Annotated in this window: 19 protein-coding genes; 16 read left to right on the forward strand and 3 right to left on the reverse strand. The window is 38.9% G+C overall.

Annotation, left to right across the window (positions count from 1 at the left end; translation table 11 throughout):
* The first annotated feature begins 14 nt into the window (after window positions 1-14).
* Window positions 15-983, forward strand: coding sequence for a mannose-6-phosphate isomerase, class I (manA, locus tag ACO6HM_RS03700; protein ID WP_485389825.1), 969 nt, complete (start codon window positions 15-17; stop codon window positions 981-983).
* A gap of 66 nt (window positions 984-1,049) precedes the next feature.
* Here the strand turns inward: manA and ACO6HM_RS03705 are convergent, their stop codons facing one another.
* Window positions 1,050-1,505 carry a GAF domain-containing protein gene (locus ACO6HM_RS03705; protein ID WP_485389826.1) on the reverse strand — a complete coding sequence of 152 codons (456 nt, stop codon included), beginning with the start codon at window positions 1,503-1,505 and terminating at the stop codon, window positions 1,050-1,052.
* A 204-nt stretch (window positions 1,506-1,709) separates the two neighbouring features.
* Between ACO6HM_RS03705 and ACO6HM_RS03710 the strand changes: the two genes are divergently transcribed.
* The 7 genes from ACO6HM_RS03710 to ACO6HM_RS03740 all read left to right on the forward strand — a co-directional run bounded on the left by ACO6HM_RS03710 (window position 1,710) and on the right by ACO6HM_RS03740 (window position 9,452).
* On the forward strand, window positions 1,710-2,990 hold the full coding sequence (locus ACO6HM_RS03710) for an LCP family protein (protein ID WP_485389827.1): 1,281 nt from the start codon (window positions 1,710-1,712) through the stop codon (window positions 2,988-2,990).
* A gap of 59 nt (window positions 2,991-3,049) precedes the next feature.
* Window positions 3,050-4,648 (forward strand): potassium/proton antiporter, encoded by a 1,599-nt coding sequence (locus ACO6HM_RS03715; RefSeq protein ID WP_485389828.1) that lies wholly within the window; start codon window positions 3,050-3,052, stop codon window positions 4,646-4,648.
* 16 nt (window positions 4,649-4,664) lie between these two features.
* Complete coding sequence (locus ACO6HM_RS03720; protein WP_485389829.1) at window positions 4,665-6,149, forward strand: DUF1846 domain-containing protein; 1,485 nt, start codon at window positions 4,665-4,667, stop codon at window positions 6,147-6,149.
* A 149-nt stretch (window positions 6,150-6,298) separates the two neighbouring features.
* Window positions 6,299-6,655 (forward strand): hypothetical protein, encoded by a 357-nt coding sequence (locus ACO6HM_RS03725; protein WP_485389830.1) that lies wholly within the window; start codon window positions 6,299-6,301, stop codon window positions 6,653-6,655.
* Window positions 6,656-6,680: 25 nt separating this feature from the next.
* The gene (locus ACO6HM_RS03730; RefSeq protein ID WP_485389831.1) at window positions 6,681-7,520 is read left to right on the forward strand and encodes a PilZ domain-containing protein; all 840 of its coding nucleotides are present in this window, start codon (window positions 6,681-6,683) and stop codon (window positions 7,518-7,520) included.
* An 81-nt stretch (window positions 7,521-7,601) separates the two neighbouring features.
* Window positions 7,602-8,540 carry a DNA-methyltransferase gene (locus ACO6HM_RS03735; RefSeq protein ID WP_485389832.1) on the forward strand — a complete coding sequence of 313 codons (939 nt, stop codon included), beginning with the start codon at window positions 7,602-7,604 and terminating at the stop codon, window positions 8,538-8,540.
* A 9-nt stretch (window positions 8,541-8,549) separates the two neighbouring features.
* Window positions 8,550-9,452 (forward strand): alpha/beta hydrolase, encoded by a 903-nt coding sequence (locus ACO6HM_RS03740; RefSeq protein WP_485389833.1) that lies wholly within the window; start codon window positions 8,550-8,552, stop codon window positions 9,450-9,452.
* Between the two features lie 36 nt (window positions 9,453-9,488).
* Here the strand turns inward: ACO6HM_RS03740 and ACO6HM_RS03745 are convergent, their stop codons facing one another.
* Entirely contained in the window at window positions 9,489-10,925 is a 1,437-nt protein-coding gene (locus ACO6HM_RS03745; protein ID WP_485389834.1) for a sulfatase family protein, read from the reverse strand.
* A 460-nt stretch (window positions 10,926-11,385) separates the two neighbouring features.
* On the opposite strand from ACO6HM_RS03745, the gene ACO6HM_RS03750 reads away from it, so the two are divergent.
* From ACO6HM_RS03750 to ACO6HM_RS03780, 7 genes are all read left to right on the forward strand, one after another.
* Window positions 11,386-12,420 carry a PDDEXK nuclease domain-containing protein gene (locus ACO6HM_RS03750; RefSeq protein ID WP_485389835.1) on the forward strand — a complete coding sequence of 345 codons (1,035 nt, stop codon included), beginning with the start codon at window positions 11,386-11,388 and terminating at the stop codon, window positions 12,418-12,420.
* 21 nt (window positions 12,421-12,441) lie between these two features.
* Window positions 12,442-13,080, forward strand: a complete 639-nt coding sequence (locus tag ACO6HM_RS03755) for a hypothetical protein (RefSeq protein ID WP_485389836.1) — start codon at window positions 12,442-12,444, stop codon at window positions 13,078-13,080.
* An 87-nt stretch (window positions 13,081-13,167) separates the two neighbouring features.
* Window positions 13,168-13,575 carry a hypothetical protein gene (locus tag ACO6HM_RS03760; RefSeq protein ID WP_485389837.1) on the forward strand — a complete coding sequence of 136 codons (408 nt, stop codon included), beginning with the start codon at window positions 13,168-13,170 and terminating at the stop codon, window positions 13,573-13,575.
* A 556-nt stretch (window positions 13,576-14,131) separates the two neighbouring features.
* Window positions 14,132-14,566: a hypothetical protein gene (locus ACO6HM_RS03765; RefSeq protein WP_485389838.1), complete on the forward strand. Its 435-nt coding sequence runs from the start codon at window positions 14,132-14,134 to the stop codon at window positions 14,564-14,566.
* Complete coding sequence (locus ACO6HM_RS03770; protein WP_485389839.1) at window positions 14,538-15,578, forward strand: hypothetical protein; 1,041 nt, start codon at window positions 14,538-14,540, stop codon at window positions 15,576-15,578. The genes ACO6HM_RS03765 and ACO6HM_RS03770 overlap by 29 nt, the downstream gene beginning before the upstream one ends.
* Window positions 15,579-15,602: 24 nt before the next feature.
* Complete coding sequence (locus ACO6HM_RS03775) at window positions 15,603-16,352, forward strand: DUF6273 domain-containing protein (RefSeq protein WP_485389840.1); 750 nt, start codon at window positions 15,603-15,605, stop codon at window positions 16,350-16,352.
* Between the two features lie 76 nt (window positions 16,353-16,428).
* On the forward strand, window positions 16,429-17,181 hold the full coding sequence (locus ACO6HM_RS03780; RefSeq protein WP_485389841.1) for a DUF6273 domain-containing protein: 753 nt from the start codon (window positions 16,429-16,431) through the stop codon (window positions 17,179-17,181).
* A 9-nt stretch (window positions 17,182-17,190) separates the two neighbouring features.
* Here ACO6HM_RS03780 and ACO6HM_RS03785 read toward each other — a convergent pair whose 3' ends face one another.
* Entirely contained in the window at window positions 17,191-18,189 is a 999-nt protein-coding gene (locus ACO6HM_RS03785; protein WP_485389842.1) for a DNA adenine methylase, read from the reverse strand.
* A 264-nt stretch (window positions 18,190-18,453) separates the two neighbouring features.
* Here ACO6HM_RS03785 and ACO6HM_RS03790 point away from each other — a divergent pair, with 264 nt between their 5' ends.
* Complete coding sequence (locus ACO6HM_RS03790; protein WP_485389843.1) at window positions 18,454-19,950, forward strand: hypothetical protein; 1,497 nt, start codon at window positions 18,454-18,456, stop codon at window positions 19,948-19,950.
* The last annotated feature ends 92 nt before the right edge of the window (window positions 19,951-20,042 follow it).

The raw sequence follows: 20,042 nt of genomic DNA on the forward strand, positions 1-20,042 counted from the left end.
GATAGGAGAGACTCATGCAACCTTTATTTTTAAGGCCGGTATTTAAGGAAATGATATGGGGCGGAACTGCCCTAAGGGATTTATACCACTACGATATACCAAGTGATAAAACGGGAGAATGTTGGGCAATTAGTGCACATAAAAATGGCGGCTGCATAGTAGAAACCAGAGAGAAGTCCGAATATTCAGGAAAGAAGCTTAGTGAGCTGTGGCAAGATAACAAAGAGCTCTGGGGAAAGTCCGGAAAGGCAGAGGTGTTCCCTCTTCTAACCAAGCTTATTTCTGCTGAAACTGACCTATCCATCCAGGTTCATCCTGATGATAACTACGCTAAAGAGCACGAGGGCGGCTCTCTAGGCAAGACAGAATGTTGGTATGTGGCTGATGCAAAAGAAGGTGCAACCATAGTTATAGGGCACAATGCTAAGACCAAAGAGGAGCTCCATAAATATATGGATGAAAAGAACTTCAGAGGTCTTATCAGAGAAATCCCGGTAAAAAAAGGCGACTTTTTCTTTATTGAGCCGGGTACTGTACACGCCATAAAGGGAGGAACCGTAATACTTGAAACCCAGCAGAACAGTGATATAACTTATAGACTGTATGACTATGACAGGCTTCAGGATGGCAAGCCACGTGAGCTCCATATCGACAAGTGTTTTGACGTAATAACCTGTCCATTTGAGGAAAAAGAGCCTTCACATAGAACTTGCAAGACCTTAGAGGATGGTTCCATCGTTAGAAACCTTGTAGTATGTGACCTCTTTGAAGTAAGCTATATCAAGGTCGTGAAGCAGGTAAAACTCCCACAGGAGACAGACTTCACATTGGTGAGCGTACTAGAGGGTGAAGGAGTACTTATAAGTGGCGATGGTGATAAGTATGATATAAAAAAGGGAGAACATTTCATCCTCCCTTATGGCTTTGGTGCTTATGAACTTAAAGGTAATATGGAGCTAATAATATCTGGCTGCACTAAATGATAATATGGAGCTCATAATATCTTGTTGCACTAAACGATGATATGGAGCTTATAATATCTGGTTGCACTAACGACTAAATATATCCTCAAGTACAGGCTGTAAAAGGAGGATACCCTCTCCGTCAGCCTCGCTAAAACGCCCTAAGGTAGGACTGTCGATATCAAGTACAGCTACTACTTTGCCGGATTTATCGTGTAAAGGAAGGACTATTTCTGAGTTTGATGCAGAGTCACAGGCGATATGCCCCGGAAAGGCGTGGACATCCTTTACTAGCTGGAGGCTGTCAGTGGACACCGCGGTTCCACATACACCTTTTCCTAAAGATATGGTTACACAGGCAGGTTTACCTTGAAAAGGTCCGAGGATTAGCTTATCATCTTTAAGCAGATAAAAGCCGACCCAGTTTATATCAGTAAGCTCCGTATTTAAGAGGGCTGATACATTTGAAAGATTGGCAATGAGGTCGCTTACATCAGATGTAAGAGCCTCTATTTCTTTTGATATGAGTGAATAATTTGTCATATATTCTCCTTTGGCTGTAATATTTTGTCTCAGAATATCACAATTATTTGCTCATAACAAGTAGATAAACAGGTAACAGGAAAAAGTTTCAAAAAATTGTAAGAAAAGATTAAACTTAAGCCACTTGTAATTGACACTTATCTTGTTATATAATGAAATGTATATTTTTTGGATTTAACTTTATGTGGTAAAGGAAGAAACAGGATGAGCAATGAAGATGAATTTTTGAAGGAGATACGTAATTCTCTCGCAGAGCAGGTAAAAAAGGAAATGGACACTAAACAAAAGGGTGAAAGACACAATATGACTGATAAAAGGAAACCAAGGAAAAAGAAAAAGAAACTAAACATTTTTATTAAGGTGCTTATAGTACTCTTAGTTATTATACTGGCAGGTGGCTCTTTTCTTGTATTTACAAGACCGGGCAGAAAGATAATGTCCAATCTTGCAGTAGAATGGGCTTACTGGAGGATGGGTAAGAACGCTAAGACTGATGATAAGCCTGCTAAGAACGCTTCTGGCTCGGCGGTTGAGACAAAGGAAGAAGAGGAAGAAGGACTAAAGGTGGGTGAAATCACTGAGAACATAGACCCATCCAAGATGTCTGCCACATTTAGAAACGCACTTCACGAGGACGGAGTATATAACATCCTGCTTGTCGGAGTTGAGGCAATAGGTAATAACAGTGTGGCGTCAGGACGTACTGACTCCATTATGATAGCCACAATCAATACAAAGCAGAAAACTCTTGGACTAACATCTATTATGAGAGATAGCTATGTGACCATTCCGGGATACTATGATACTAAAATAAATGCAGCCTTTGGACATGGTGGAATTAACCTCTTATATGAAACTATTGCCTATAACTACAATTTAAGGCTTGATGGTTCAGCAATAGTAAGCTTTAAGACTTTTCAGAAGATAATAGATGAACTTGGCGGAATTGATATAGAAATTACACCGGCCGAAGCCCAGTACTTAAATACTACTAACTATGTTTCGAAAAAATCTAACCGTACCTTAAAGCCGGGAATGAACCATATGAACGGAAATCAGGCACTTGGCTATGCCAGGGTGAGATATAGAGCTACACTTGATGGTTCTGTTGATGATTTTGGAAGAACTTCAAGACATAGAAGGGTTATGGCTGCTATATTTAAGGAAGTGAAAAAGAGTAATCCTATTACTCTTGTAAAGCTGCTTGATACCGTATTCTCTCAGGTACAGACTGACATTAAGAAGAGTAACGCAAGTTCATACCTCGCAGAGGTGATGGAGCTTAGCATAGACGGTGTACCTCTTGATAATTTGCGACTTCCTATAGACGGTTCATATCAGGGCGTCAAGATAAATCGCCAAGCAGTAGTTACATTTGATTCTGCTATGAATAAGGATGCTCTGGCTAATTTTGTATTTGGCAGCCATAAAAAGCCTGCTACTGAATCAGCCATAGACGGCAAAAAGAAAACGAAGAATAAGTAAAATACAAATCTAACCGATGCAGGGCAGCCTGTGTCGGTTTTCTGTAGGAAGGAGGACGTATGGGAAATCTGTTGTTGATGTTTTCTATAATCATTTTTGCCTGTGTCCTTCTTGACAGAATATCAGCCAAGATAGGCATGCCAGTTCTTCTTGCATTTATTTTTCTGGGGATGCTGCTTGGATCTGATGGAATCTTAAGGATACCTTTTGAAGACTATAAATTTGCGGAGAATATCTGCTCAATAGCTCTTATATTTATTATATTTTACGGAGGCTTTGGTACGGACTGGGAGCAGGCAAAGCCCGTAGCCCTTAAGTCGGGACTTCTATCCACATTTGGGGTAGCCCTCACAGCATTTATAACTGCTGTATTTTGCCACTATGTGCTGGAACTTAGCTGGACAGTATCCCTGATACTAGGCTCTATATTAGGCTCCACAGATGCAGCCTCGGTCTTCTCCATACTTCGTTCCAGAAAACTAAACCTAAAATACAATACAGCGTCAATGCTTGAGCTTGAGAGCGGAAGTAACGACCCTATCGCATATATGCTTACCATTCTTTTTATTCAGCTGTTACAAAGTAGTGAGAATACATCAAATCCGGTTTTTTTGATACTAGGGCAGTTGGGCTTTGGCGTAGTAGTGGGAGTATTTGCAGCCCTTATCGCTATTTGGATCCTACACAACATACTTACAGAGGCAGACGGCTTTGATACCATCTTTGTATTTGGCGTAGCCCTGCTGTCTTATGCAGGAGCGGGTGCAATAGGTGGAAACGGATATTTAAGTGCATATATCACAGGAATAATAATGGGTAACAGCCGTATCAGGGATAAGAAGAACCTGGTGCATTTCTTTGACGGAACTACAAGCCTTATGCAGATGGTTATCTTCTTCCTTTTAGGACTCCTGTCAAGCCCTTCAAAGCTCCCTGGAGTAGCGGCTCCGGCCATATTCATATTTTTATTTATGACATTTGTGGCAAGACCGCTTGCAGTAATAGCGATACTCGGCCCTTTTAAGAGTAAGGTAAATCAGATAGCTCTTGTGTCTTTTGCAGGGCTTAGAGGAGCGGCATCCATTGTGTTTGCCATAATGGCGGTACTTGGCTCCGAACTTGACGAAAATCTCTTCCACATTACATTTTTTATAGTACTGCTTTCAATCATATTTCAAGGGGCATCCCTGCCGAAAATAGCAAAGCACCTTGACATGATAGACCACCAGGGAGACGTTATGAAGACATTTACTGACTATACTGAGGAGGTTCCTGTTCAGTTTATTCAGTTTACCATACCTGAAGGCCATTCCTGGGCGGGTAGGACACTTATGGATATAGAAACACCTCCCGAAACCATCATAGTTTCAGTACAAAATGAGTCGGGGACGAAGGTTCCAAACGGTCAGACAGTTCTAAATATAGGGGACAAGGTTATACTCTCAGCTGTTGTTCCGGAGCACATGTCGGGCACAATGCTAAGTGAAATACATATCAACAAGACAAGCAGCTACATTGGCAAGGCAATCTCCGAGATACCTACTGATGATGACACATTGATAATACTAATTAAAAGAGGGGATGATGTCATTATCCCTAATGGAAACATAGTGTTAAATGAAGGCGATATGCTTGTGATGAACAGTGTAGTCAGGTAGACTAGAAAGGGAAATTATGTTTAAGACAGGATTTGACAACGACAAGTATCTGAAAATGCAGTCAGAAAGGATAATGGAGCGAATTGAGAGTTTTGGTGGAAAGCTCTATATGGAATTTGGAGGCAAGCTCTTTGACGATCACCACGCCTCAAGAGTGCTGCCGGGATTCAAGCCTGACAGTAAGATAAGGATGCTTACACAGATTAGGGAAGACGTGGAGGTAGTGGTAGTCATAAACTCTGCTGATATAGAGAAGAATAAGGTGCGTGGAGACCTTGGTATAACCTATGACCTGGATGTACTTAGGCTTATAGACGCATTTAGGAGCTATGGCTTATATGTCGGAAGCGTAGTGCTTACAAGATTTGAAGGTCAGGAATGTGCCATCCAGTATCAGAAAAAGCTTGAAGCGCTTGGCATAAAGGTGTACAGACATTACCCTATAGCAGGTTATCCAAACGATGTGCCTACAATCATAAGCGATGAAGGCTATGGCAAAAATGATTATATAGAGACAAAGCACTCCCTCGTAGTTGTTACCGCACCGGGACCTGGAAGTGGCAAGATGGCAGTCTGCCTCTCACAGCTCTACCACGAGCATAAGCACGGAATAAAGGCCGGATACGCCAAGTTTGAGACATTTCCGGTATGGAATCTTTCTCTTTCACATCCTGTAAACCTTGCCTATGAGGCGGCCACAGCAGACTTAAATGATGTAAACATGATAGACCCTTATCACCTCGAGGCTTATGGCCTTACTACAGTTAATTACAATAGGGATGTAGCTATCTTCCCTGTGCTTAACGCAATGTTTGAAAAGATATACGGCTCATCCCCATACAAATCTCCTACAGATATGGGAGTAAATATGGCAGGAAACTGTATATTTGATGATGAGGCTGTAAGGGCAGCAGCAAGTCAGGAGATAATAAGGCGTTACTTTAAGGAAAGATGTGAGCTAAGAAAGGGTAACAGCAAGGAAGAGGTGGTAGAGAAGCTTGAACTCCTTATGAAGAAGGCAGGAACCGGAGTACAGGATAGAAAATGTGTTGCCGCAGCCAATACCAATGCTGAGGTGACAGGAGAGCCTGCAAGTGCCATAGAGCTGGCTGACGGCAGCGTAGTAACAGGCAAGACGTCAGAGCTTATGGGAGCTACATCTGCCATGCTTCTTAATGCACTTAAGAAACTGGCAGGCCTTCCAGATGAGCTGCGCCTCATTGCTCCAAGTGTAATAGAGCCTATACAGCAGTTAAAGATAAAGCACCTTGGCAATCACAATCCAAATCTGCATATTGCTGAGATGCTGATTGCTCTCACCATCTGTGCAGGAAATGATGAAAATGCAGCAAAGGTGGTTACAAAGCTTGATGAGCTTAAGGGCTGCGAAGCACATTCTTCAGTTATACTCTCAAGTGAAGATCAGCGTACACTTGCAAAGCTTGGTATCAACCTCACCTGTGAGCCAAAGTATCAGACAAAGAAGCTATTCCACAACTAAGGATAGTAACTGCGTCATTTTGGTTTACCTGGCATCTTATATTTTGACAACTGTGTATAAATGAAAAATAATTTTTAACTTGAAAAATATTTGACACATGTATATATTAGAATAATAACATTAAACCGTTTTAGGAGGGAAATAAAATTATGGCTAAAGAATTAGGAGCAGAAAGCTTTGCATTAGATCTTGAATTCCTTATAGGAGAATATGAGAAGAAGCTTAGTGCTGAGGATACAGAAGAAGGTAAGAAGCGTCTTGGTGAGCTTCTTGAGGCTTGTAAGTCATTAAATGGCAAGAGCCTTTCTGACTTACTTACACTTGTAGATACAGGAGCATTTAACAATGTTATTTCTGCATACTGCATGAAGGCTATGCAGGAGACAGGAAAGTCTGAGTCAGACTGCGAAGAAGTTCTTAACAAGCTTGAAGAGCTTTATGACTACGATGCGGATAGTGTTGTAATTCCTATGCTCACAGTTGAGACTGATGAAGACGCAGAGTAATAAGTTTTACATTTTGAGGGATTAGATGTTTATTGATGAATTAATAGAGGGCTGTGAGTTAACGCTCACAGCGCGCTTTGGTTCTAAGACCGCAAGTTTTAGCTCTAAGGCAGTAGAGATAACCAATCCGAAGGACAAGAAGGAGATATCCGGCTTTATTGAAAGACATGAAGGCGGTCTTTTTCCTTATGTGGTGGCAGAGATGTTTACCTTTAATGGACATCCTTTAAGCTTTGACAACAATGAAATATCCTGTGATTTTATTGGCATTTTGGACTCAAAGCCTTATGAATGGCACAATGTAAGGGTGTATAGGATTAACCTTGAGAACTACGGTTCTGCACACCTTATCATCTCAGAGGATGATGCTGAGTCCTTCAATAGGAGAAACAGCTTTAGAGTTCCTCTTGCCAATGAATGCTACATAAAGCTTGGGAGCGATGATACTCTTAATAAGGCCCGTCTGAAGGATCTTAGCTCAGTAGGCATTGGTATTGTTGTACCTAAGTTCTTATTTGTCGAGGCGGGAGAAGATATTCTAGTAACATTTTCGGACTATATGAAGATGTTCAAGGTAAAGACTCCTACTCACCAGCCTGAAACCAAGATAGAGAAGGACATCGCAAGGTTTAAGAAGCAGATTTCCCTTATTGAGGCTATGAACGGTGGAGGCAGTGTGGAGAAGTCCGAAAAAGTCAATCAGAGAATAGAATTTATTATAAAAGCTAAGATAGTAAGAGTAGTAGATACAATCAACAGGAAAACCATAGGTTGTAAGTTCTTAGCTATTAATCAGGAGCTTAGCAAGTATGTAAATGAGAAACAGATGGAAAAGCGAAGGGCTAAGAACAGGCCTTTACAGTAAAGATAAATAGTGTTATGGATAACCGGTCGGCGTTGTAACTGACTGGTTTTTTTGTAATAGGAAATTTAAAAGGAAAATGAGATGAAGGCGGGTAGAAATAAGACAATAGATTTATCTGTGGAAGAAGGAAATGAATATCTGAAAAAATGCTTGATCTTGGATAAAAAGGCGGGAATATCGGATGTTTTGGACAAGACCATACTTGGAAATACATTTGAAGTACTTAGACTGTTGCCTAAAGAAAGCGTGGATTTGCTAATAGTAGACCCTCCTTACAACCTCGATAAGGATTTCCATGGAAATAAATTTAAGAAAACCAGTGACGAAGCCTACTTGGAATATACGGGGAAATGGGTAAAGCTTGTAAGGCCTCTTCTTAAGGCAAATGCGACCGTATATGTCTGTTGCGACTGGATTTCCAGCTCACCGATATTTATGGTGCTTAAGGAGCATTTTCATGTGCAAAACCGAATTACATGGCAGAGGGAAAAGGGCAGGGGGGCTCTAACTAACTGGAAGAACGGCATGGAGGATATTTGGTTTGCGACGAATTCTGCTAAGTATACCTTCAATGTAGAAGCTGTTAAGATGAGAAGAAGTGTGATTGCGCCATATAAGGTGGATGGGAAGCCAAAAGACTGGGAGGAAACGGAGTCAGGTAACTTTAGAAACACCTATCCGTCTAATTTTTGGGATGATATTTCCATTCCTTATTGGTCTATGTCAGAAAATACCGCCCACCCTACCCAAAAGCCGGAAAAGCTCTTAGCCAAGCTCATTCTTGCAAGCTCCAATGCGGGAGATGTGGTTCTAGACCCTTTCCTTGGTTCAGGCTCTACCTCGGTAACTGCAAAGAAGCTAGGCAGACACTTTATAGGGATAGAGCAGAATGTACAATACTGTATATGGGCTGAGAAAAGGCTTGAAATGGCTGAAGAGGACAAGACAATCCAGGGCTATGCAGATGGCGTATTCTGGGAGAGAAATACGGGGAGGCTGCAAAGGAAGAGTAGTAAGTAGGAGGACTTTATGAAAGGAAAGATTATGTTAAAGATTGTTATAGTGGTTATTTGTCTAATAATTATAGCATTTGTAGCATTTGCATTCTGGTTACCATCGTTTGCAATGACAGGAAAAAGACAGACCTTAGAAGAAGCATTTGCCTGGCAGAGCGAGCACTACGACACCTCATTTTATAAGGGACTTAAGAAAACGGATTATACTATAAAAGGATTTGAAGACTACGTGCTTCATGTTGAGTTTCTTAAGAATCCAACTCATACAGATAAGTACATCATTCTCTCTCATGGCTATACGGATAACCGCATGGGCTCATTGAAGTATGTTAAGATGTATCTGGATTACGGATTTAACTGTATAATCTATGACCTTAGAGGGCATGGTGAAAACGACCCCACCTTTACCACATACGGGATAAGGGAGGGCAAAGACCTAATAAAACTCATCGAGGATACCAAGACAAGGTACAAGGATATTTCTGTACTGGGACTTCATGGAGAATCTCTTGGTGCTGCCACCACACTCACAAGCCTGAAGTACAAGCCTGAAGTCGACTTTGTCGTAGCTGACTGTGGATTCTCAGATATTGAAAATGTTCTAAGACTAGGCTATAAAAATGCCGGCTTACCTACATTTTTGTTTGACATAGCCAATTTTACGGGTAAGATTCGCTACCACTATTCATTGGCTGAAATGCGCCCTATAGATTCACTTGATGAGAATACAATACCTATCCTCTTTATGCATGGAGCAAAGGATAATTTCATCATTCCAAAGAATTCTGAAGACATGTCAGCAAGAACCAAAGGCTATAAGGAACTTTATCTCATAGAGGATGCAGGACATGCAGAGTCAATACTTGTTCATCCGGATGAGTATAGGGAAAGGGTAAAAGCGTTTTTGGAAAGGTAATAGGAAAGTTAATAGCTGTCCGTTGTGGGCAGCCCTCTATTTTATCTTATAAGGCTTGTAATTAGGGGATTCTTTAATGTAATCATCACAGCTATGTGACACTTCGCCCTTTGACCAAAGTCCTGCTAAGTTGATTTGTCCTGAACCGTATACTGCTTCTTTTGCACCGTCAATCTCAGGATTAACATATTTTTTAAACCAAGCTTCAAGCTCATATCTAAGCTCGGCGGCAAGCTCATCATGGCTATCTTTTAGCAGGAGATTGTTTTTTTCATCAGGATCATTTATTAAATCATACATTTCATCAGGGCCATAAGGATAGCGTTTTATGTACTTAAACTCCTTGTTTCTAATCATTCGATTTGGACCATATTCATCAAGAATAATGATTTTTTCATCCTGCTCAAAGTCCAGTCCCTTTAAGGCAGCGGCAAAGCTTCTTCCCGGGAGGGTTTTATCCTCGTAATCCGCTATTCCCACATAGTTTAAGAGCGTTGGCATAAAATCATAGGCTGAAACAAGTGCATCACAGACCTTATTCTCTGGAATAACACCCGGATGAGAAGCAATGAAAGGTACCTTAACTGAGCTGTCATACATATTGATTGGAAAGGTACCATTTCCCTTACCCCAAAAGCCATGATGACCGCAGCTAAAACCGTTATCACTGGTAAATACTATAAGTGTATCTTCTCTGATTCCAAGGCTTTCTACCTTGTCTATTATCCTGCCTATATTGGCGTCCATAGCAGTAATAGCAGCAAAATAACCTATGAGGTTAGAACGCAGGTCTTTTGCCACCTCTTTAGTAAGATAAATACTGTCAGGATGCTCCTTCTCCTTTGGAATAGAGTCAAAAGGGCAGTCCTTGTACAAGTCAGTGTATTCTTTAGGATGGTTATTAACCCAGGGAGAATGTGGAGCAGTATAGCCAACAGTAAGGTAAAATGGCTGCTTTCCAGCGTTTTCATCTATAAATTCCAAAGCATCATCGGTTATCACATCAGTCACATACCGAGGTTCATTGTATAGTACTCCGTCTTTATACAAAGGTGCATTGTAGTAAGGTCCACCGCCGGACTTGTGAGCAAACCAGTGGGAAAAACTCTTTTGAGGCTTGGCACTGTTTCCAAGATGCCATTTACCTGACAGACCGCATATATAGCCGTTTGCAGCAAGTACATCGGTATAAGCTTTCATACCTTCTAGGTATTCAATGTCTTCCTGTTTTTTGTTGTCATTTCTAAGCCAGTCGTGAACGCCATGCTGAGAAGGGATTCTACCTGTTAGAAGTGAAGCCCTCGCAGGCGAGCATACAGGGGAAGCACAGAAGAAATTGTCAAATAACATTCCCTCACTTGCCAGTCTGTCGAGGTTTGGAGTGATGATTTCCTTATTACCTGCACATCCCATAGACCACATTCCCTGGTCGTCAGATAAAATAAATATAATATTAGGCATTTTAGTATTCATATCAGCCTCCTGTATGGTATAGACGATTAATCTGTAAGAGTAGTATGCTTAGACCTTAATTTGTCGAAAAACTGCAAACTCAATCCATGCTAAATTATCATATAATAGCCCATCTTCAATGTCAATACTGTGTGAAAAAACGCAAATTATTAAAAGAAATGTCAAATAATTTATATAATAAATTTCAATTGGCTACTATGCTTTCAGGCTGTTAAATATTATTTTTCTGAATTTAACAATAAAAAATATTGGGATGTAATATGACGTATGAATGCCATATTTAAGAGGTATAATTTTGCTGAGAAATAAGCTCAGGGGTAACACTTACCTCTTCCCTGTGCAAGGGGTTAGAAATATTGCACCTAGCGAAAAGTGTTGCCATTTAGGTTATGGCAGACCCAAGCGTAGGTGGGGGTGGTATAACTCAGAAATACGCTAAAACCTTTTAAGGGAGGAACTTATGGAGAAAGAAAAAACTTCTTTGAAAAATATAAGCGCAGAGAAAAACAGCAATCCGTTTGAAGAAATTGTTACGATTATAGAAAATGCAAAAGAACGTGCATATAGAAAAGTTAATGAAGAGCTGATATTAATGTATCAAGAGGTAGGAAAATATATAAGTAAAAAAACTGATGAAGCATCCTATGGCTCCAGATTTGTTGATAATGTGGCAGAATTTTTTTCTGCAAACTATCCTGAGCTGAAGGGATTTAATCGTAGAGGACTTTACAGAATGAAGCAATTCTACGAGCTGTACAGTGGTGACGAAAAAGTGTCAACGCTGTTGACACAATTGAGTTGGTCTAATCATTTGAAAATAATGTCTGGATCTAAAAGCAAAGAAGAAAGAGAATTCTACATTAACTTAGCAATTAAGGAGAATCTAACTCATCGAGAGTTGGTAAGGCAGATGGATAGTGGCTATTATGAGCGTTATATGCTTTCAAATAGTAATAATTTACCTGCTATACAAAGGGCAAAACAGGAGACACATAGTTTGTTTATGGACAGTTATGTATTGGAATTTCTTGATGCTCCCAAGATTGGGAATGAAAGAGAATTTCAGAAGTCAATTCTTGAGAATCTGAAAAACTTTATATTAGAAATTGGAAAAGATTTTTCCTTTATAGGTAATGAGTACAGGGTACAGGTTGGAAATCATGACTACTATATAGATTTGTTATTCTATCATAGAGGATTATCCTGCTTGGTTGCTTTTGAACTTAAAATTGGAGAGTTTAAACCAGAATATGTTGGCAAAATGAACTTATACTTGGAGACACTGGATAGAGAAGTGAAGAAACAAACCGAAAATCCAAGTGTAGGAGTAATCCTTTGTGCATCTAAGGATGATGAGGTAGTAGAATTTGCGTTAAGTAGGAGTCTTTCACCTACAATGGTATCTGAATATAGATTAAAGTTGATAGATAAGAATTTGTTGCAACGAAAGTTGAAAGAATATATAGAAATTGTTGAGGAAGAAATAGAAGAATAAATTTTGGTGAGGATATAGTAAATGATTAGTGTTTTAAAAGATTGGTTACCAATGGTTATTTCAATTATTGCTATTATTGTAAGTGTTAAAATGAATAATAAGAATAAAATACAAGAACAGAACTACAATAATAGTATGCTTGATTTAGAAGAACAAAAGAATGCATTGCATTCACAAGAAAGAAGGACCGATGAACTATTTATGAAATTAAATAGTAGATCGAATTTAATTCCTTTTTTTCATATAGTGCTAGATGATTCTAAAATAGAAAAAATTGAAGGAGAGAAAATAAAATTAACTATTGGAATAATAAATATTGGAAAGGAAGCAGCAAATAATATTATGATTTATCCTATGGGAGATGGATTAGAAAATTATTTTGTTACAGTAAATGAAAAGCACAATAGCTATTTCTTGTTCAGCTATCTTAGTAAGTATTACGCAATCTCTGGAGATATAGTAGAATTTAGTTTAATAAAAGAGATACCACAAGAAAATGGAGGTAAAATCAGTGATTTTATTAGGTTTAAAGTTCGGTTTAAAGATCTTTTAGGGAATTTGTATGAACAAGAATTTGAATTTGGATATGATAATTATTTGGTAAAAGGATATAATTTAAAAAATTCTTCTAGTGTACCAGTATTAATAGAAGAACAGTAGTGGGAAGCTAATAACAGTACGAATTCTTAAGAAGGGAAGAATCAGGATTTAATAAGAACGAGCTTGAAAATGGGGAGGGAGAAAGTAATGTACTTCGACGAACTGATAAGGAAAGAAATGAGAATGGGCGAATTTTCCGAGATGGAGAGTACGGACGAAATCGTAGAGTATATAAGGGAGAAAGCGCTGGATGACTTAGAGCAACAGACAGATTTTATGGAGGAATATCCGATTCCAATCTACGCAGAGATGAGGCTGGATTATCTTACGTACAGCGAGGAGGAGCACCACTATAATTTGCTAGTGGATTTATACTTTGAGAAGGAACTGACCAATCATCTGATGGACATTCAGAGACAGGCGATAGAGTTTATCAGAACAGAGAAGCCTGCGATGATGAAGGCTTGGAAGATAGAGGATGAGAATGATCCACACTACAAAGCGATGAATTCTGCTCTAAGAGAAATGGTTATCAAGGCAGTGGTGGAAAGCTAAAAGATAATACCGATACAGGAAAAAAGAAGCTGATGAAGCTTCTTTTTTTGCGCGCCTGGCGGTGCTAGTTTCTAACGGGTTAAAGTCACGAATCCAACTGGTAGTGGGAAGGATATTTCTGTTAAGCCAAAAGGAAGTGTAAGTTATATTGACACAGGCTTTCAGGCTGTTAAATACTATTTTTCTGAACTTAACAATAAAAAACATTGAGATGTGATATGACTCATGAATGCCATATTTAAGAGGTAAAATTTGACCGAGAAATAAGCTCGGGGGTAACACTTACCTCTTCCCTGAAACAGGGGGTTAGAAATTAACTGTGTCAGCGAAAAGTGTTGCCATTTAGGTTATGGCAGACCAAAGCGTAGGTGGTATAACTCAGAAATACGCTAAAACCTTTTAAGGGAGTCTTGATGAATAATCAAGGCTCCCTTAAATTGTGTTACTACCAGCCCACGTTTCTAACTGATATTACTAAAATTCTCCTACCTAATAGCCGTAAAAAATGTTATACTAGGGTAAACTAAAATATATGGTACCACAAAAGGGGGATACTATGAAAAATAAGGGGTTTATATCGCTTTGTCTGATACTGTTTTTAGCAAGTGATATATTTAAGCTGACGACTCTTGCCAATTCTGCAAGGAGAATCTGGGATGGAGTAGATATGACGGGGACTGTGGTAAAGGGTGAAAACTGTCCGATAGAAGTGGAAGATGAGCAGCTAACCTTTGATATATCAGAATTTCCTAATAGCTACTATGAAAAAAAAGGAGATTTTTTAAAATATAATGGCAAGGTGACTGCAAAATATACATTTTACAATCCGTCTGATTATAAGGTAACTGCAAAGCTTGTGTTTCCGTTTGGATATTATCCGGAATATGGACCTGAAGAATATGGTGAAGAAAATCAGGTGTACAAAAGAATAGATGATACTACAAAGTTTGATATAAAAATAAATGATAAGAAGATTAAAAAAAACTCTTAGGCATACTTTTTATTATAGTGACTATGATTTTGATATTCATAAGGAAATGAGCTTTCTTATTGATGGCTATATAAAGGATGATTTCTATTCTCCGAAGCTTCCTGTAACAAAATATGTCTATGAGATTAGTGAAGTTGATAAAAAACTTTATAACAGAGAAGTAGCGAGGATAGAGATTCCTGCCTTTGATGGGAAAAGAAAATACTATCTTGAGCAATCCTATGGTTTTACTACTGATGACAAAGGAAGAGTCAGGATGGGTATAACTGCAGAAAATGGGAAAGAGATAGAGCTTTATGTAATAGGTGAGCCTACCAAAGAGATGTCAGAGTGGAAGTTTTATGAAAGCAGTAGTAATGAAAGTAAGGAAATAAAGGGAGAAATGCAGCTTAAATCTACGTCTAAGCTGACATTTAAGGAATTTGTACTAGCCAAGATTGACAAAAATGGACAGATACTGGAGTCTGATTGGTATAATGTAATTGTACGCTTATTTAACCAAAATACAGTAAGTAATGCCGGTGCTATATTTATGAATGTATACGACATAGAGGATATATCAAATTATCTCATGCGTTGGTATGAGTATGAAATCACTCTAAATCCGGGAGAAAAGATAACCAATACGATAGAAGCGCCAATGTATCCAACAATAGACGAAGAATATGATCCCGACATTTATAGATACAACTATCTTCTTTCCCCTGCATCAACCTGGGCGAAGTTTGGGAATTTGAATGTAGATATAAATACGCCGTTCTACCTGATTGATAACAGTCAAGATGGATTTACCAAAACCAAAACAGGCTATAATTTTAAGTCTAGTGGACTTCCTGAAGGAGAGCTTAGATTCTCCCTTAGCACAGTCGAAAAACCTGAAAGAAAAAGTAATATAGGCACATTTTATATTCTTGGAATGTTGTTGTTTGGCGTGTTACAAATTTTGCCCATTATCGTGGGTGTGGTGGCTGTAGTTGTACTGGTGGTTGTTTGGGTGAGGAGGAGATTTTAAAAAAATTCACATTGGGAGGTCGGGATGAACAAGTTGATTAAAAAAAGTCCGGGCAAACTCATTATAATAATGCTTGTAGCATTGACTTTCGTAATTGTAGTATTCTGTTATAGGCTGTTCATAAAGCAGGATACAATCAGCTCTATAGCGTATTCCGGCTTAAAAAGCAAAGATGATTATAGAGTTTATATCAAGGAAGATGGCAAGTATGTGCCGTTTTTGGTTATAGATAATGGATATGATAAAGAAAGTACCCTTCTTTTGAGGGAGGAAATCCTAGCTGAAACAAAGAGGATGAATGAGTATAGCTCGTACTATAAAGACAGCGAAATAGACAGGTTCTTGAATGGTTCATATTATGAGAATCTTAAAGAAATTCACTCTCTTATAGAGAGTACTGCGGTTGAAATTATTAAGGATGAGGCAATTGGTTCAACTGGAGATGGAACCGAAAAGATAAATAGAAATGTATTTTTACTTTCAGCCTATGAACTTGGGATTGATATGGAAAAGGAAGGTAAAAGACTAGGTTATTTCTCTAATCCTGACAATAGGATATGTTACTTAAGTGGAGAATCCGTATCGTGGCTACTGCGAACTCCCAATACCTGGGAGCGTTCTGTGGTATGTTGTTTAACCTATGACGGAGCGTTTGGTTCTTGGAACGCATATACTAAGTGTGGAATTCGTCCGGCATTTTGTGTTAATTCTTTAGTAATAATAAAGAAAAAAGCGGGAATCGTTGAGGGGAAAGAGGTCTATGTGTTGGAGTAGAGATTGATGCGATTGGTGCATATGGGTAGCATATTGTAATCTAATATTACATAGAGTTCCACAGTGAGAGGTCAAAATGAGTAAACTAATGAAATCTCTATCAATCAAGGGAATAATCATAATCTTATTATCAATAATATCTGCATTTATAGGGATAAACTGTTATATAACACATATTAGGCAGGATACAATCAGCTCTATAGCGTATTCCAGCCTAAAAAGCAAAGATGATTATAGAGTTTATATCAAGGAAGATGGTAAGTATGTGCCGTTCTTGGTTATAGATAATGGATATGAGAAAGGAAGAACCCTTCTTTTAAGGGAGGAAATACTAGCTGAAACAAAGAGGATGAATGAGTTTAGCTCGTACTATAAAGACAGCGAAATAGACAGGTTCTTGAATGGTTCATATTATGAGAATCTTAAACAAATTCACTCCCTTATAGAGAGTACTGCGGTTGAAATTTACTCAGATGCTTCAATTGGATGTTCAGGTGACGAGACTGAAAATATAAACAGGAATATATTTTTGCTCTCAGATAAGGAACTATCATATGGTTATGGAATAGAAGGTAAAGAGCTGAGGTATTTTAGAAATCCAGATAACAGACTTAGTTATTTAGATGGGACTCCGATGGGATGGTTGCTAAGAACCCCTGTGACATCATATCTTTCTGCAGTGTGTGAAGTAAGTTTTGATGGTAAACTTAGTCTTGGCAATTCTTTTGGTAAACATGGAATCCGCCCAGCCTTTTGTGTCGATTCTTTAGCAAAGATAAAGAAAAAAGCGGGAATCATTGAGGGGAAAGAGGTATATGTGTTGGAGTAAGGATTTACCCTACTTCTTCAAGCAATGTATATACTCCACGACCTCGCTGCCTGCTATCCTCCTATTTTCGTCTTTATCAGCCTTAAACCTTTTGTATTCCCTGGTAAACACGCTATAATCTCCGTAAGCAGACATAATATCTCTTATGGTGTCAGCAGACATAAGGCCTTCGTTGTTGTAGCTTAGGAAAATATAGCCAAAATCAGCATTTTTAATAAGTGTATCAAGGGCAGAAGAGGCTGTACGCTTCGAGCAGAAGCTGCTCTTTTGCTGCTCATAGTCACGAAGCCCTGTTATGCCACGAAGAGCAGGATTGTCATACTTTGCTATGGTTTCAAGGATGTGATAATTGGCAGAATACTGCCTTGTATTATATGGCGGATCAAGGTAGAGGATGTCTCCACTTATTTTCTTTATTAGAACATTTACATCTTCGTTATATACTTTGCCTGCTTGCCCGGAAATGACAGGCAGCAGGGATAGTGTGAAGTCCTTTGCTGCTGATTTTTTGATGTGTTTTAAAAAGGCTGCGTAGACAGAAGCCGTATTTGCATATTTATCTATTGAATTGATGAGGCTTGCAAGGTAGTAAAAATAATCAGCATCAGCCATTTTGCCGGCGCCATGGGCTTCTTCCAAAAAAGTTCTTATCGCATCGCATTTTTGCCCGTTGCTATTTGTAAAATAATTTCTCCCGGAGCCTGAACCTTCGCAGTAATTATTGTAAATAAAGCCTTTAAGAGGCTTAAGAGAATTAAGCACTATTCCTAAGTCATTATTTAACGGAGGGACATTTTCGATAAAATGCTTGTTTAGGACATAGCTGTAGTACTGTATATCATTTGCAATTACATAGGCACCCTTTCCCTTATAAGCACTTCCCACCACTCCTGTACCTGCAAATATATCGGCAAAGACATAATTATCCCCTGTTTTATATCCGCTGACATTTTCAATGACATTTTCAATAAAATCCAGAAGTGAGTACTTTGAACCTATGTAATTCATTGCTTATCCCCCATTTTTAAGTAAGTCTACAGATAAGAAGAATAACATATTTTTACGGAAAAATAAACTGTTTGGTGGATGAATTATATAGAGTGAAAGGTGAAAATGTGATGTAAGCGTTGAAGATGATGTTGGAATGGAGATTAAAATATTATATACTTGTAGTGATATTTATATTATTGCAAGAGTGGGAGAAACAAATCTGAACCGCAGGGAGCAGATATTTCATATATCCATATCATTTAAGAAAAAGGAGATAACATTATGCAGGCAAAAGCAGGGGATGTGTACTGTGTTTACAATGAGAAATTAAAAAAATATACTGCTTGTCAGATAACCAAGGTAGAAGATAAAGATGGAAAAGAAATGGCGGTAAAGCTGTCTCTTAACTGGTCGGGAGAGGAGCCCCTTAAAGAGGAAGAACTGTCGGAGTTAAAGCCACTTTATGTTGATTATATGTATTGGGACAACAGTTTGGACATAAATCATGTGGAAGTAGATGTTCCGGAAAAATATATTTTTGTAGGAAATGTGGCTCCTATAATGGATGAGAGCTCAGACTCGTATTCATATGGCTGGGGTAGTGGAGACATAGTATACAGACAGTTAAGATGGCAGGATATCCCGAAGGAGATGAGAGATGCCTTTAAGGCAGCAGATAAAAGCGAAGAAAAGGTTGTTTTAGAGGGAGAGGAATGTAGAATATCAAGGAGAAATATGAGTGATGAGTGGATTCACTTTGAAGATGTGCTCAGTCTTAGGGTTTTTCCTTGTTTAAGCCACCTTACCTTACATAAATGGTATAAAAACCTATATGAATATTTAGAGGGCTATCCATTCTTAAGAGAGCTGGAGCTTAATAACCATGGGCAGAAGAAGCTTGATTTCTCAAAAAGCTATATAGACAGGCTTTCCGTTGATATGACAGGGGTAGAAGAGCTTGTATTAAATGACGGTATGGAGCATCTTATTTTGTTCGGCGAAGTTTCAGACAACTGCAAGATAGGGGCTGAGGATAATGGAAGCACCCTGATTTTATATGTTGATGGGGCTCTTCCAAGGCTGTCAGGTATTGAGAACTTAGAAAGTTTGCATATTAGAAGTATAATGGAACTTGATATAGAGGAGGTTTTGTCTCAGTATCCTGACCTTTTGGAATTAAGGCTATGGGGGAAGCCCGGCAACCTGATTAACTTTGACAAGCTATCAGGGTTTAGCAAGCTGAGGTTCTTCTCCACTATGGAATTGTTTGGTTTCTCTGAGAAGGATATTCCAGAGCCTGAGAGCTTCCCTAATCTTTGCAGCCTGTGGATGGACAGCCTGCCTGAGGATGCAGCCAAAAAGATAAAGAAACTATATAAAAACCGTGCTAAAGAGGAACTACACCTTTGGATTACGAAAGCAAGAAAACCTGAATGGCTGGCACAAAACCTGGACAATCCGTTTCGCTCATGGGATGGCAGGGAGGGTATCACTCCTTCAAATGCCAAAAAGGCTGCTGACCTCTACAGAAAGACAAGGGCGCAGGTTATAAAACTAGTAGAGGGGACCACATCAGACTTTGAGCAGGATATCGAAGTCTTGGTGAGAAGCTACACCGAGGGCTTTAACAAGATGGATAAACGAAAATACTTTATTACAACTATCGAAAGAGACGAGGTCTACGATGCCCTGTCCGAAATATTAGACCTGATTCCGGATGAATTTGGGATTGATAAGAATAGGATGATTGATATTTTTGATGAATTGAAGGAGTTTTAAGCCAAACTTTAGATTTTTAACACATGAAACTTTAGATTTAGATTATCCCATAGGGAACTTTTCGCAGATAAAGTACCGAAAAGTTCCCTAAA

It is taken from the genome of Catonella sp., from assembly GCF_057250765.1.